The following is a 16283-nucleotide window of genomic DNA, read 5'->3' on the forward strand; positions in this document are numbered from 1 at the left end:
AAAGAGTCCCATGTTCCTCACGGCACGCACACCGATCCCAACACCGGATTGACCGGGTTTGCGCCGTCGGTGCTGGCCGTCACCGCGCAGGAGGTGGCATAGCCGCTACCCGTGGTGCTCCAGTTGCCGTTCGTGGCGGCAAACACCTTGAGCGTGTAACTCTGGTTGGGTTCCAGACCCTCCAGCCTGTAATCCCCGCCGCTGTCGCTCACCGCACGATCCCGCTCCACGCCGCTGGCATCATACGCCAACACCAGCGCCTTCACCGATGCCGTCGTGCCGTCACTCGTCACCTTGCCGCGAATGATCCCAGCCGACTTCACCACCGACAGATCCTTCACCTGATCCCCATCCGTACCCACCGTCACCGTGTCGCCCACCGTCCCTTCCGTGGTCCACACATCCACCCGATACGTCCCGGCAGGCAGACCCTTGATCGCGTACTTGCCCGCCGCATCCGTCACCGCCCCTCCACCGGTCGCCAAAACCTCCGACCAGGCGTTCACCCACGCTCCCGAAACCGCCGTCGATCCCACCCTCACCGTCCCGCTGATCGCACGACCGCTCTCCATCGCCACGTTCAGGCCCGTGGTGTTCCCCTGCAACAACACACCATTCACGTCGTTCCAACCATACGTCCACGACACCTCCGTGACCGCCCCACTCGCCACCGTCACGCTCTTGGTCCGCTTGGACACATAACCAGGCGCCATCACCTCCACCGTATAGGTGCCTGCCGCCAGACCTTCCAGCTTATACGTGCCGTTCCCCGTCACGCTCGTCCGACCACCACCCGTCGAAGACCAGGCGTTGATCTCCACCACGTGCGTATCACCCACACCGCTCACAGCGCCCGAAAGGGTCAAAAACAGATTGGACGCGTTGCTCAGGTCGAAGTTGATCCCGCTCACCGCTCCGCCCGAACTCACGGTCACCGGGCTATGTTGATCCCACGCCACCGTCACCCCGCTCGTCGTGTAGAACAAACCCTGCATGCCACGCCACAATCCGATCACATAATCGCTCCCATCCGGCAACCCGGTCAACCGATACGTCGCCGCACCACTGCCATCCGCCGTCGCGCCACCCACCACAAACGCTCCCGTCGCAGGCGACCAGGCATCCACACGCGCCCACTCGTAGGCTTTCAACCCGCTGATCGATCCACCGATCGATCCTCCCGTCGAGGCCGCGAAGTTCACCCCACTCACATTCCCGTTCGTGGTATCCACCCCTTCCACATGCCTGGGCACATACCCTTCCGACAGAAAACTCACCCGGAAGTCCGACGCCTGACCCAGACCACCGAGCGCATACCCGTCCGTCCCCGTGCCGCCGGCCTGCACCGAATTCCCGCTCCACGAGTAACTGCCAGGCGACCATGCATCCACCCAACCCCACTGACCTTTCTGCAAACCGGTCACCTCTCCGCTGATGCTCCGACCGCTCGACACCCGCATGGTCACCGTACCATCCTGACCCGAAACATTCACCAGTTTGGCCTTGTCCCAGGTATCCGGTTCCGCGTTCTCGCCGGCATAGGAGCCGCCACGAATCTTCGCGCCCCAGATCGAAATCCGGTAATCCTCGGCCTCCTCCAATCCCTTGATCTCCACCTGAACGGACGACGTATCGCTCGTCGAGACCAACTCCCCGCCACCCCACGACCAGGTGGATTCCGAAAACGCATCCACCCACGCCTTCTCGCCATTCGGCAGGCCGCTCACGACAACCGTCAGCTTGCGACCGCTTCCCAGCGACACATGCACATAGCGCTCCGACGACATGTCGATCAACGTGGCACGATCCCAACCCACCACACCGCCACCCGTCGCCGGATACCCACTCCCGCTCACCTCGCCCTTGAAGTTGCCCACCTTGAACAGCGCATCCGGACCCCCGATGAACAACCGATAGTCGTCGCTCGACTCCAGACCCTTCACATCCACGCTCACCTCGGTCTGACCCGCATTCACCTTCGTCTGTTTCCAGCGACCACTCCCAAGCTTCTCGGACCAGAGGTTCACGTCCACAGCCTTCGTCCCTGCAGGTATGCCGTCCACCTTCACATGCAGGGTCTTGGTCTGAATCTTGTTCAAATCGATCCCAACACCCACCACATTGCCGTTCAACGTGCTGATCAGGGTCGCCTTCTCCCAACTCTTCGCACCCGACCCCTCGCCCCCGACCACGCCGCCATAGTACCCGGCAGACACCTCGTCGCTCTCCGAGCGCCAATCCAGACGGTAATCCTTCGCAGGGGCCAGACCCGTCACCTCATAGCTCACATCCTGGCCCGTCCCGACCACCTCCTTGCCGCCCCACGACCCCTCGCTCTCCGACCAGACGTTCAGCCACAGCTTCACCCCGCTCGTCAGACCCTTGATCGTGCCGCTGATCTTGGCACCAGAGTTCATCTGAATGTCCACATCCTCCCGATTGCCGTTCGACACGTCGATCAGCGTCGCCCCATCCTCCTTGCCGACATTCTTGTAATACGTGGTCCGGTATTGACCGCTCCATCCCCACACCACCGCGATGTAGTTGCTCGCAGGGGCCACCGTCACACGGTAGTTGCCGTTCTCGTCGGTATTCGCCCCATACCATTGGCCGCCGTCCTTCGTGTGAACATCCACCCACGTCCAGGCCATCCCGTTGTTCTGGGCATCCGTCACCCGTCCGGAGATCGTGTTGCCGCTGGTCAGATTGAATCGAACCGGTACGCCACCCTGATCATCGGCCAGCAACGACTCACCCGGCACGGGGCGATAGGTTCCGTTGGCGCCCACCGATCGGGACGGATCGATGGCATGCACCGCCACCACGCCTTGTCCCTTCACCCGCGCCAGAACCGGCTCCGGCGGCAGATGCCCGTCGCTCCACGCCATGATTTCGTACCAGACCTCGGCGCCATCCGCCGGAGCGGGCAACCGGATCGTGAACGCACCCAGGCTGTTGGTGGATGATCCGGCGCCGACCCCCTGGTCCAGAGAGCGGGCATGCACCCACACGTTGCCGATCCCCTGGCCATCCCGCATCACCTCGCCCACCACGGTCACCCCGCGGCTGATCCGCACCACCAGACCGTCATGGTCGTTGCCCAGATCCGAGGCCGGCCAGGGCACTCCCCGCACCAAGTCGCTGCCAAAAGCACTCGCCTGGCTCTCGTCCATCGTCAACCGGCATGTCGCATCCGGCTCGCACCGCACCTTGCCGCCGACAAAATCGCCACTCTTCCAGGCATGGGTCTCGGGATCCTCGTATCCGCCCGGCCAGATGCCGATGGTGAAGGTTGATTGGGCCTGGGTGACCGTGTTCCCGGCTGGGAGGTGCAGGATGAAATAGCCATCTCCGTCCGTGGGCCCGGCGCCGAAATCGCTGCTCACCCAGGCATTGGCCACCCCGTGGTTCTGATCGTCCACCACCCGTCCATGCACCTCCACGGCCTGTTCGACCAGCACGCCGATCTGAAGCGGGCCATCCATGCGCACATCGGTGACGATGTGAGGGTCACTCTGTTCCATGACCACGCCGGGAATGGGCCCGACACTGGCCGCGGCACTCGCCACGACCACCGGGCGACTGGTCGGATCGTTCACGCTCCAGCCCGAAACCCAACCTGCATCCGGCTGCGTGATCCACCGCCCCCCGGTGAACGGCACGAACGCCTCCCCACACCCTTGCGCCGGATCGGTGTTTTCCGCCGCGCACCAGGCTGGCCACACCTCGAGCTGATACGTCTGACCCGGTGAGACGATCATGGTGAAGTCGCCCTGGGAATCGACCTGAGCGTGGAACGCCTGGCTCCAGTCGTGAAGATGGGCGTAGACCGTGGCACCGATGGCCGGCTTGCCCTCGGCGTTGGCCACATGACCCGAGAGGGTCATACCCTCGCCCAGACGCGCATCCACCGCGACGGGCGCCAGCACCTGAACCAGCCGTGCACCGCTCCAGTCCGAGGTGACGCCCCCCTGACCATCCGCGAACCCACCGATCAGGCGTCCCTCGCCCACCACGACGGTCTGTTGGGTGGTCGAATTCCAATAGCGGGTCAGAAACTCGATCCGATACTTGCCGGGCAGGGCATCGAACTCGTAATGGCCACTGAAATCGGTGGTCCTTTCACCCCAACCGCCCATGGTATTGGCATCCGCATCCCACTCCGGCTGAAAGCGCACCAGCACATCGGCGACACCACGCCCATCCGCGGCGGTGACCATGCCGTGGATGCGCACTCCGCTCTTCAAGCGGACGTTGAGCAGGGTTTTGTCCGCAAACTGATAAACCTTGGCCTCGTCCAGGGAGCCGGACACGCCGTCGTCCTCGGCTCCGGTGGCATACCCCCCCACCGCCGCGACCTTGACCTGTTTCCGGCTCTCGGAATCCCAATAGGCCGTGTTGAAGTAGACCCACCAGGATGCATTCGGCATCACGAATGCCTCGTAACGCCCGTCCTGGTCGGTGATCGTCTCGACAGGAATTGCCGATGCACTCCGGGTAGCGTCGGGTTGGAACTCGACCTTGACCCCCTTCAAGCCCGCCCCGGCGGCGTCGCTCACCTGACCGGCCACCCGCATCCCACCCGGCAGCATGGCGTTGACCTGCTTATCCCCGGTGAACTCGAAGACATGCGCCTCCGCCTCCTGCCCGATGATCTGGCCCAGCCCGTCCGCGAAACCACCCTCGCCGATCACACCAGCCACGGTCACCACTTTTCCGCTCCCCTGATCCAGATAGACCGGGCGGAAATGGACCCGATAGAATCCCGGACGAATGGCCACCTCGTAGTGACCCGAGCCATCGGTCCTGGCCGAAGCCATCGCCACCGGCGTGGAATTCTGCTCCCAGACCGGCAACAGCTCGACCAGGAGGTTGGCCAAGCTCCGACCATGGGTATTGGTGACATCGCCACGGATCGTGACTTGCGGAGCGGAATCACCCCCACCGGAGCTGCTGGCAGCCATGGCGACCGCCAGGCTCAACGCCGAGGGGCCGGAACCACCCAGCGCATACACCTCCGCAACGGAGACACCACCCAGAACCGTGGTATTGCCACTGCCGTGCGCCAATCCGGCCACATACCCCGCCTTGAAGAAGGCCACCCGATAGGCGCCCGCCTCGACCGCCAGGGTGTAGTTTCCTTGCGCATCGGTGACGGTCTCGAAGAAGGTGTCGAGGAACTGGGCATGGGTGGCCCGAACCGTCACCCCGGCCACACCCTGACCGCTGATGGCATCGGTCACCCGTCCGGAAACAGGGAACGTCGGAATGCCCATGGCGTCGTTGATCGTCCCGTGGAGCTGACCATCCCCAAACAGACTCAGGCCGGCCTCGGAGGCCGGAGTGGCCACCAAATTGCCGAAGGCATCCACATAACCCCGATAGAGCATGCCGGCGCCCTTGCCCTCGACCCGCACGAAATACTCCTGATTGACCGGCAACCGGAGCGCAAAGGCCCCAGTCGAACTGGCAGTGACGCGCTGATAGACCGCCAAGTTGGTGGAATGGGCCGTGACCACCACCGGTGCGGTCAAATGTCCGCTGGATTCATCGGTAATGGTTCCGGATAGGGTGGCGAAGGGGATCCGCAACTCGGCGGTCAACTTGACCTCGCCCAACAGGATGGAGGTATGGATGTATTGGGTACTGCCCACCGTGGCGGAGAGCGGCACGCCGGGATCAACGGCGGTTAGATAACCAAAGGTCATAGTATCACCGTTCACATGGCGGAACGCGAGCCAATAGGCCCCAGAGGGCAGATCGAATCCGAACGTGCCCGTGCCATCCGCCTGGAACAGATACGGCGTCCCACCCGCCGCGGGAGAGGCCAGGATCTCGGCATACGCCAGTCCCCGGATCCCATCGGTCACCCGCCCGCTGATGCGGTGGTAGCGCGGGAGATCATCCGAACCGACCACCAGCACCACCTGGGTGATCGCGTCGGTGATCGTGACGGGAATCCCTTGCGGGGCGTTGGAGGAGAGAACGATGTTGATCACCCCTGGCGGGATCGTGGCATCAAACGCGCCACCTGCGAAGGCTCCGCTCTGCCTGGGCCAGACATACACGCAATGAGGGCCATTGGCCAGGGTGAAGACCGTGATACCCGACGAATCGACTTCGCGGGTGATGCCGAGATTGTCGGCGCACAGCCCATCCCGGACCGGAGAGACACGCACGCCGGCCTGACCGATCACGGCGCCCGAGGCATCCTTGACCAGAAAGGTCACCGCGTGCCCGGCCTGATCGACGCCCAAAGGCAAGACGGCGGGCGAGGTCAACATCCACAAATCCACCTCCGAGGCCACCTGGGTCTCGTATCCCCGCGCGCCATGCAACAGACGCACCACGCGGGTCGAATCGGTGGGATCATCCGCGTCCAACTCGAAAAGGGTCAACAGGGCCTGATTGCCGGTCGGGGTTTCGTTGTGCCAGGCGATGGTCTCATGCGCGTGATCCGCCGTCTCCCCGTGCTCGACACGCACCTGAACGAACGGATCGACCAGTGTCGTGCCGCTCGGACCCTCGATGCGGAACTGCCGGGCCGATATGCCACGCGCGGTCACGCCAGTCAGCCCAACCCCACGGTCGAGCCCCATGAGAACGCCATGGGACTGGCCATCGGATTCGTTCCAACGTTCGAGGACGATCCCCACCCCGCGCGCCAGATACAGCTCGCCGCTCGAACCGCTGGCCAAGAACTGACCCGGCTCGTAACGGGATTCGCTCACCTTCAACCGGACCACCGAGGTCAGACGCCCGAGCAGATCCGGATCGGTGATCGCATCGCGCCAGGCCGGGAAAAAGGCAGCGTCCGCCAACGACTCCGGAGTGTCGGCAGCGAGGAGGTTCACGGATCCGGCCACCTCGATCGTCTGTGCCACGACGCTCCAACGGTTGGCCAGAGGCTGATCGCTGTCATCGAGTTCGAATTCAACACGCACGGTGGTGACCGGCGTGCCGGGAACGATCCGCCCCGGAAGCACCGCCGGCGGACTCTTGAGATTGGCGGATGCCAGCTGTTCGGCGCCGATCCCCGCCGCGCCGGACTCCAGGGAGGGGGCGTTGACAAAACCGTAATAGGCGCGCCGCCTGGATTGACCCAAGCCGGAATCAAACGATTTCTCCCCGTGGAAGATCAAGCCGTCATCACCCAGGGTATAGAGCAACCCCTGGTTCCCAACCAGACTCGACACCGTGCCACGGTTCAAGAAGGAGGTCGCCACCCCGGCCCTGGACCAGCCGATGCTCCGCTGGTCGCGGCTGTTGGCCTCGCCACCGCGCCAATTCTCCCCGTTCACCAGGGTCACGCCAGGCAGGAAGATCCATTGGCTCCAGGCTTGATCCACGGGTGAATCGGTGACGGGTGGGACGCAGTTGACCGAAGCGGTGGCCGAACCGGTCGCGTCGGTCACGGTGAGGGTCGCGGATCCGGCCCCTTCGCAACGCGCCGTGGTCACCCCTCCCAGGGTATCGAGGGCCACCACACCGCTCTCCGGCTCCACCACGATCGACGGCGTGCCGGTGACATGGGCCAACGCCACCCGGCGGCTCTGCCCCTCGGTCAGATTGATCGGTGCGATGCTCAATTGCGCGTTCGGATCCACCGTCACCCCGGCACGGGTGAGGGAGAGGGTGTTGGAACCGGAACAGGCCAATCCCCCCTGCAAGCGACTCCACCGGGCCGTTCCGCTGCCCTGGTTGGCATTGAGCATCAGAAACCGGCTCACGGACAGATGGGGTTGCGTGAGCAGTTGCTTGTCCACGAACAGGTGGACCGCCCGATCGATGTCGCCGCTGATCTGCACGCCGGCATCGAGGGTGGCAATGAACCGGTTGCCATCCTGATCGATGCGCGCCTGGAACGAACGGGCTGGCGCGAGGGTGCAGGCGGGATCGGAGAGCGCCGTGTCGAGCTGCTCGGCCCCGAATTGAATGGTCCAGTCACCGGTCAGGGTAAAGAGGGCATCGTGGGCGCGCCTGGCGACGATGCTGCCGGTGGCCGAGCAGGTTCCGCCCGCGCCATCCGGCCAGCTGGTCGTGACCGTACCGGAACCGGCATCCGCGGTGTTCAAGGTGAGCGCGACTTCGCTGCCGCTGCCGTCGGGACGGTCGATGTGATAGGTATAGAGTTCGGCATCGATGCTCCCCGATGCCTCGGCGCCAGAAGACTCACGCACCGTGAAGGCATCCCCGTCCTGGCTCAGGGTGGCGAGGATGGACTCCTTGGGGAGCGACAGACAACCAGACGCCAACGGCGTGGTGAGCGCATCCGGGGTGAAATCGATCGACCAGCGTCCCGTGGCGTCGTGGGTGGCGGCCTGTGCCGGAAGGCTGGTCATCCACAATCCAAGCAGCATCCACACCACCAACCCGCGATCCCAGGCTCTTTTGGCAATGCCCATCGAACTTTTCTCCATCTCTTCAAGCATGAGGAATCCACCTGCCGCGAACACTCCCAGGCGTCAGGGGGTTCAGGAAACTCCAACCCGTGACGAGGCCATTATCACAAGGATGAATGGTTGTTCATGACACGTCAATTGAAAAATCAATCTTTTACACTTGGTTACACGATCCGTGACCATTCCAGGCACAAAGTACCAGGCAAATCTTTCCTGGCATCCGGATCCCAGAGGAGTGTCTGCAACAACTCTGCCAGTCGGAATCAAGACGGCTCTTGTCCAGGCACGACGGAAGGGCACCTTCAAGACCGCGCGCTTGCACGATTTCTCGCAAAAAACGCGAAGAATCGCTTGATCGCAAAAGCGCGCAAAAGGCAAAAAAAGAGTCCCGAGGGCTTGGCCCTTGGATCCCAGCAAGGGCCATTGAACCCCTGAGCCCCACCCAATGTGGGGGGCCTGGATGGTTGCGCCGGATCAACCGTTCTCGAGGGAACGGAGACGGGTCCAGATGCGGTGGTATTTCTGCAAACGCGCCCAATCCGGTTCGATCAACGGTTGGGGCAGACGGCGCACATCCATGTTGTCCTCCAGATCGATGATCTTGACCCGCCGCGCCAGCGGCTGATGGGCGATGCGCGCGATGTAGTCGTCGTAGGACTCCTCGGGACGGTGGGTCAGGCAGTCCAGCGCCTCGAGGACGGTTGCGGAAAAACCCATGGCACGCAGGGTTTCGAATGCGACCCCGCAATCCTCGATCACGTCGTGGAGCACCGCGACGATGCGCTCGTCCTGGGTCTCCAGGCGCATCATCAACCGCAACGGATGGAGAATGTAAGGTTGCCGGGCCTTGTCTAGTTGACCCAGATGGGCCTCGGCGGCCAGGGCGATGGCGCGATCCAGGGTGGCCATGACTAGACGATCGCCAGCATCCGTTCCAACGCCACTCGGGCGGGAGTCGCCACCTCGGAGGGCACCGAGATCACGTTCACCACCTCGCCGGCCTGGAGATTCTCCAAGGTCCAGCACAGGTGCTGGGCATCGATGCGGAACATGGTCGAGCACATGCAGATGGTCGGACAGAGGAAATGGATCTCCTTGTCCGGCATCTCGTGTTTCAGGCGGTTGACCAGATTCAGTTCCGTGCCCACGGCCCAGACCGAGCCCGAGGGAGATTCGCGAACGCTTTTCTGGATCAGCTCGGTCGAGCCGCGCAGATCGGCCATCTGGCACACCTCGAAGGAGCACTCCGGATGGACGATCACCCGGACCCCCGGATGACGGGCGCGAAACAGCTCCACATGGGCAGGCTGAAACATCTGATGAACCGAGCAGTAGCCATCCCACAGGATCACCTTGGCGCGGCGCAGGGTGTCCGGATCCGATCCACCCAGGGGTCGGGTCGGATCCCAGAGCACCATCTCGTCGAGGGCCACCCCCAGGGCATGGGCACTGACCCTTCCCAGGTGTTGATCCGGAAAGAACAACACCTTCTCCCGTTGCAAAAAGGCCCATTCGAGAATCCTGGTGGCGTTGGAAGAGGTGCAGACCACCCCGTTGTGATCGCCGCAGAAGGCCTTGAGGTCGGCCATGGAGTTGACGTAGGTGATCGGCGTGACCAGGCCATCCACATCCAGGATCTCGCCCAGTTGGCGCCAGGCGCTCTCCACCCTCGGCAGATCGGCCATGTCGGCCATGGAGCAGCCGGCGGACATGTCCGGCAGGATCACGGTCTGGCCGGGCGCGGAGAGGATATCGGCCACCTCGGCCATGAAGTGGACCCCGCAGAAAACGATGTATCGGGCATCGGCCCGTTGCGAGGCCAAACGGGAAAGCTTGAGGGAGTCGCCGGTGAGATCAGCGAATTTGTACACCTCCTCCCGCTGGTAGTGGTGACCGAGAATCACGCACGCGGAGCCCAATGCCTGTTTGGCGATGGCGATACGCCTATCCAGATCGGCGTCGGAGCATTCATAATAGGGTTCCAAGGGCAGCATCGAACAATCCTTTTGAGCAGACTGCAACATGGGGCGAGCCCCTCACCCCCCGACGTGGCACGCCCGGACAGGCTCTCCACGCACGAACAGAGTCGAGGCATGACGAATCCAGACGACGTAATGCAGTTTAACAATCCTTGGGAGCGACGGAAAGAGGCGTTGCGTGCCCAGGCCATCGCCATGGGCTTCGCGCTGGCCGGATTCGCCGCGTTGCGCCCCCCGCCGCGCGCCGAGGCGCTGACGCCCTGGCTCGAGGCGGGACGCCACGGTGGCATGGCCTGGCTGGCGCGCCACCCGGAAAAACGGGCTGATCCTGGCCTGTTGCTGGGCACCGAAGGGGTGTTGATGGTGTTGGGTTGGCACGTCCCGGACCAGGCGCGGGACAAGGATCGGGACCCGGCTTGCGGGGTGATCGCGGCTTATGCGCAACGCACCGACTATCATATCGTTTTGAAGGAGAAAACCGAAGCCCTGGCCGCCTGGTTCGAACGCGAGATGGGCACGGTCATTGCCCATCGCAGTTTCGTCGATACTGCACCGCTTCTGGAAAAACCGCTTGCCATGGCCGCCGGTCTGGGGTGGCAGGGAAAGAACACCCTGCTGGTGACGCGCCGGTTCGGGTGCCGGTTGATGCTCGCGGAGCTTTTCCTGCCCGTTCCCATCCCTCCCGATGCGGCGGGAGGCGACCACTGTGGCCGTTGCGACCGGTGTCAGAGGGCCTGTCCCACCGGAGCCTTGAATCGGGATTACCAGATCGACGCAGGCCGTTGCCTGGCCTATTTGACGGTGGAGCACCGGGGATCGATTCCCGAATCGCTGCGCACGGCGCTTGGCAATCGGATCTTCGGCTGCGATGCCTGCATCACGGCCTGTCCCTGGAACCGTTTCGCCCCCCTGGAAAACCCACCCCCGATCGACCGCGCCGAATCCGGTTCCGACGCCCCCTTCAACCGCACGCTGACCGAGTGGGCAGAACTGGATGAAACCGCGTTTCAGCACCGCTTCGCGGGCACGCCGGTCCAAAGGATCGGACGGGTGCGTCTGCTGCGCAACATCGCCACCGCGCTCGGCAACTGGGACGATCCGGGCGCGCTCACCCCACTTCGGCGTTTGCTGGAACATCCTTCGCCCCTGGTGCGGGAGCACGCGGCGTGGGCTTTTGAAAGACAGATGGCGAAACAATAAACCGGTTTACTCTTTCCCGGTTGGAAAGATGCGGGCAAAATCGGCCTCCGGCATGGGTCTGCCGATCAGATATCCCTGAATCGACTCACATCCCCGCTCTTCCAGATAACGCATCTGCGCCTCGGTCTCCACCCCTTCAGCCACCACATGCATCTTCAACCCCTTGGCCATGGAGAGGATCGCCTCGACGATCGCCCCATCCCCCTCACAGGCTGGCAAATCGCGAATGAACGACTGGTCGATCTTCAAGGTGTTCAACGGGAAGCGCTTGAGATAGCCCAACGACGAATAGCCCGTACCAAAATCGTCCATGGCCAGGGAGATGCCAAGCTCGCGCAACCGGTTCATGATTTCGATCGCCTTCTCCACATTGCCCATCACCATGCTCTCGGTGATCTCGATCTCCAGCCGCTCCGGCGACAAACCGGTCTTGGCCAGGATATCCCGCACCTGTTCCAACAGATCGGCCTGCTGGAACTCCCGCGAGGAGAGATTGACCGCCATCTTGAACGGACAGTTCCCCTTGCCGTGGGTCCAGGAGGCCGTGTCGGTGCTGGCCGTCTCCAGAATCCGTTTGCCGATCGGCAGGATCAGACCGGTCTCCTCGGCCAGAGGGATGAACTGGCCGGGATTGATCAGCTTGCCATCCGGCTTGATCCAGCGGATCAACGCCTCGGCTCCGCACAGGCACTGCTTCTGCAAATCCCACTTCGGCTGGTAGAAGGGCACCAACTCCTGACGATCCAGCGCCTTGTAAAGATCATCCTCCATGGCGATGCGGTCGAACGCCTTGGCGTGCTGATCCGTGGAGGCAAAGCGGAAGGTGTTGCGTCCTCCCTCCTTGGCGTGATACATCGCCATGTCGGCATGCTTGATCAGAGTCTCCATGTTGGAGGAGTCCACCGGGAACATCGAAATCCCCACACTCGCCCCAACATAGACGTTCTGGCCGCAAAGCTGAACCGGTTCACGCACCGAGGCGATGATCTTCTGGGCCACGGCGGCCACATGGTCGGTGGTGTGCAAGTTGGTGAGGATGATCGTGAACTCGTCTCCCCCCATGCGCGCCACGGTATCGCTTTCGCGCACGCAGATTTTGAGTCGCCGCGAAATCTCCTTGAGCAACTCATCCCCGGCCTCGTGCCCCAAGGTGTCGTTCACCCACTTGAAACGGTCCAGGTCGATGAACATCACCGCCAGGTTGTTCTTCTGACGCTTGGCCAGCACGATATCCCGCGCCAAACGCTCGTGAAAGAACATGCGGTTCGGCAAACCGGTCAGGGCATCGTAAAAGGCCAGACGCTCCAGTTTGTTCTCCACCGCCTTTTGATCGGTGATGTCCATGAAGATGGCCATGTAGTGGGTCAGGTCTGCGGCAGCGTTACGAATCGCGCTGATCGACACCCACTTCGGAAAAATCTCGCCGTTCTTGCGCCGGTCCCAGATCTCCCCCTCCCACTTGCCATCCGCGATCAACTGGTTCCACATGCCACGGTAGAACTCCGTGTCATGGCGCCCGGATTTGGTCACGTTCGGCGACTTGCCCAACACTTCCTCGCGCTCATAGCCGGTGATCCGCTCATAGGCGGGGTTGACATCGGTGATTCTGCCGTTCGGATCGGTGATCAGAATCGCCTCGCCGGCATTCTCGAACACCCGCCGCGCCAGGATCAACGACTCCTCGGCCCGCTTGCGCTCGGTGATGTCGTTGATCACCCCCACGAACATCCGAACACCACCAACATTCATCTCGCTGACGAACAACTCGGCCTGAAACGGACTCCCGTCCTTGCGCAGACAGGTGATCTCCCGACCCATGCCGATCACCTTGTTCTCCCCGTCCGCCAACTTGTGATCCCCAAAGCCGTCATGCGCATCGGAAACCGGTTCATGAATGAGCCGGTTCATGTTTTTCCCCAGCATCTCCGCCTGGGAATAACCGAAGATCCGCTCCGCCGAGGGATTGAAGAGTTGCACGAGCTTGTTGGCATCGATGACGATGATGGCGTTGACAACCGTGTCCACCATGGCGCGCACCAGAACCTCTCCGCGCCGCCGCTCGATCTCGCTCTCGCGCAATTCGCGGGTCATCTCCTCGGCCAGGGCCAACGCCCGCGACCGACCGGTCACCAGTTGCCACACCAGCAGCGAAAACAGCACGCTGGCCATAAGTCCGGAATAAAGGATCGATCGCCCATCCTGTTCGCGACGCATCGACTCATAGGCCGCGCGCGAGCGGACGGTGATCATCCAGGAGCGTCCGAACATTTCGAACCGCTCCTCGAAATGGAACAACGCCGGGGGCTCCCGTTCCGTCTCCCCACTGGACAGATGATGATCCGAATCGTAGAGCAGGTGCGCGCGGTCCACGGCATGACCGTCGAAAATGTGCAGATCCAACCCTTCACGGTAACGTCCCAGCACGCCATCCATCAAATCATGGGCACGAAAAGGGGCGTAGGCCCAACCCAGCAGGTTGCCCAACCGCTCCTCGGAAGAGGCCATGGACACACCACGCCGATAAACCGGCACATACAACAGGAATCCGGGCTGCTCCGCCCTGCCATCCTCCTGAACCAGCTTCACCCTTCCCGACATGGCCGAACGACCGGATGACCATGCCTCGTCCATGGCCGCGCGACGCACGGTGTCGGTATACATGTCGTATCCGAACGCACGCAGGTTGCGCTGGGCAAACGGTTCCAGATAGATGCTGGGCGTGTAGACAGGACGTTCCCCATCCGGATGGATGGCGAATTCCGGAAAACCCTCGCTCCGAATCGATTCGATCAGCGCGATCTTCCCGGCGGCTGGAACCCACATTGAAAAACCAACCCCCTGAATGCCCGGATATTTCTCATCCAGATTCAGGTTGGCCACATAATCGCGAAACGCGTGCCGCGAAACGTTCTCGGAAGCGATGAACAGGCCTCGCACCCCACGCAACACCTGCTCATAAGCGTTCATGCGGCTTTGGATCCGCGCCACCACCTCCTTGCCGCGCTGGTTGAATTCGCGTTGCAGATCGTTATGACCCTCCAGCCATACGACCCGGTAAGTAATCAAGGTGATCACCACCCCCGCGACAAAAACCAACCACGGAAGGAAGCGATGGACAAGCACTCTCATGCGTATACCAACTCCCATTCAGGCCGAAGCCTGATCGACCGCGACGCGCCAGGATCTCTACCGGCGCGGCGCGGTCGGATCCCGATCAAAAGGACTCGAACTCGTCGTCGGAGGCACCGCCGCCCATGTCGAGATTCACGCCACTCCCGGATTTGGCAGGCGCGGGCAACGCCTTGGGGGCCGCCTTCTTGGAAAAGACCACCCCCTTCTTCACCACCGCCGGTGCCGCGCTGCTCCGTTTGACCGCCGGAACTCGACGCCCCACCGCGTGGGAGGCCGCATGACCCAACTTGAAGAAGGAGATCGACTGGCTCATGATGTCCGCCTGGGCGCTCAACTCCTCGGCGGTGGCGGCCATCTCCTCGGAGGAACCGGCATTCTGCTGGATCACCTGATCCAGTTGCTGAATCGCCTGGTTGATCTGCGCCACCCCCTGATTCTGCTCCTGACTCGCCGCCGCGATCTCCTGGATCAATTCGGCGGTCTTCTGGATGTCCGGAACCAGCATATTGATGATGCCACCCGCCCGCTCGGCCACGCCCACGCTGGTGGAAGAGAGATGGCTGATCTCGCCGGCGGCTGTCTGGCTCCGTTCCGCCAGCTTGCGCACTTCGGCGGCCACCACCGCGAACCCCTTGCCGTGCTCGCCGGCACGCGCCGCCTCGATGGCGGCATTCAACGCCAACAGATTGGTCTGGCGGGCAATCTCCTCGATGATGCCGATCTTGGAAGCGATCTCCTTCATGGCGGTCACCGCCTGGATCACCGCCTGACCACCCTCCTCGGCATCCTTGGCCGCCTTCTGGGCAATGGTCTGGGTGGTGCTGGAGTTGTCCGAGTTCTGCTGGATGTTCGAGGACATCTGCTCCATGGCCGAGGAGGTCTCCTCGATGGAGGCGGCCTGTTCGGTGGCCCCTTGCGAAAGATTCTGCGCCGCGTTGGAGATCTCGTTGCTGCCCGCCGACACCTGGGAGGCGGCAGCCGACACCTCGCCGATCACCTCGCGCATCTTGGTCACCATCTCCTGCAGGGCCTTCGCCAACTGCCCCAACTCGTCCTTCTGCTCCAGATCGATGGTGGCGGTGAGATCACCCTGGGATAGACTCCGGGCAAACACCACCCCCTTGAGCAAGGCATTCACGATCATCCTGGTGATGAGGATGGTCACCAGAATCCCCAGCACCACCGCCAGGGCGCTGCCACTCATGATCAGGATGTTGGCAGACACCATCTCGTGATGCATCTTCTCTTCCTGATCCTTGGCCGCGACGTTCACCACATCGTCCACCTTGCGGCGGTTCTGGATCATTTCGGTCTCCAGGCCGGCCTGTTTGGCCTGGCTCTGGATCACCGCCTCGAGGGCCTTCTGATAACCATCCAAGGCAGCGATGATCTTTTTGCATTGATCGCTGTTGACCGGGTTCTTGAAGCTCGGAAGCATCTCCTCGGCCATCTTCCTGGCCTTGGCGCTTTGCTCCCGCGCCCGTTTCATCTGCTTCTCGTCCTTGCCGCGGGTCAGCAGGATCTCCTTCTCGCCCAACCGGCCATCCAGATAGGTATTCAGGATATCTTG

General features: G+C 62.6%; 6 protein-coding genes. 1 reads left to right on the plus strand and 5 read right to left on the minus strand.

Annotated elements, in window-relative coordinates:
* Window positions 1-17: 17 nt before the first annotated feature.
* From ACV4UY_RS05935 to nadA, 3 genes are all read right to left on the minus strand, one after another.
* On the minus strand, window positions 18-8405 hold the full coding sequence (locus ACV4UY_RS05935) for a carboxypeptidase regulatory-like domain-containing protein (protein WP_491606724.1): 8388 nt from the start codon (window positions 8403-8405) through the stop codon (window positions 18-20).
* Between the two features lie 471 nt (window positions 8406-8876).
* Entirely contained in the window at window positions 8877-9311 is a 435-nt protein-coding gene (locus ACV4UY_RS05940; RefSeq protein WP_491606725.1) for a GTP pyrophosphokinase, read from the minus strand.
* Between the two features lie 2 nt (window positions 9312-9313).
* Complete coding sequence (gene nadA / locus ACV4UY_RS05945) at window positions 9314-10396, minus strand: quinolinate synthase NadA (protein WP_491606726.1); 1083 nt, start codon at window positions 10394-10396, stop codon at window positions 9314-9316.
* Window positions 10397-10495: 99 nt separating this feature from the next.
* Here nadA and queG point away from each other — a divergent pair, with 99 nt between their 5' ends.
* A complete protein-coding gene (gene queG / locus ACV4UY_RS05950) occupies window positions 10496-11581 on the plus strand; it encodes a tRNA epoxyqueuosine(34) reductase QueG (protein ID WP_491606727.1) in 1086 nt (361 codons plus the stop codon).
* A 6-nt stretch (window positions 11582-11587) separates the two neighbouring features.
* On the opposite strand, the gene ACV4UY_RS05955 is transcribed toward queG, so the two are convergent.
* Both ACV4UY_RS05955 and ACV4UY_RS05960 read right to left on the minus strand, forming a co-directional pair.
* Window positions 11588-14710, minus strand: a complete 3123-nt coding sequence (locus ACV4UY_RS05955; RefSeq protein ID WP_491606728.1) for a bifunctional diguanylate cyclase/phosphodiesterase — start codon at window positions 14708-14710, stop codon at window positions 11588-11590.
* A gap of 85 nt (window positions 14711-14795) precedes the next feature.
* Window positions 14796-16283: methyl-accepting chemotaxis protein (locus tag ACV4UY_RS05960; protein WP_491606729.1), on the minus strand; the 1488-nt coding region annotated here is incomplete at its 5' end.

The sequence above is a fragment of the Candidatus Magnetaquiglobus sp. genome, assembly GCF_058402785.1.

Bases quoted from the DNA above. Each gene is read 5' to 3' on its own strand.
- ACV4UY_RS05935 (WP_491606724.1), bottom strand. From the start codon at position 8,405: ATGGGCATTGCCAAAAGAGCCTGGGATCGCGGGTTGGTGGTGTGGATG.
- ACV4UY_RS05940 (WP_491606725.1), bottom strand. From the start codon at position 9,311: ATGGCCACCCTGGATCGCGCCATCGCCCTGGCCGCCGAGGCCCATCTG.
- nadA (WP_491606726.1), bottom strand. From the start codon at position 10,396: ATGCTGCCCTTGGAACCCTATTATGAATGCTCCGACGCCGATCTGGAT.
- queG (WP_491606727.1), top strand. From the start codon at position 10,496: ATGACGAATCCAGACGACGTAATGCAGTTTAACAATCCTTGGGAGCGA.
- ACV4UY_RS05955 (WP_491606728.1), bottom strand. From the start codon at position 14,710: ATGAGAGTGCTTGTCCATCGCTTCCTTCCGTGGTTGGTTTTTGTCGCG.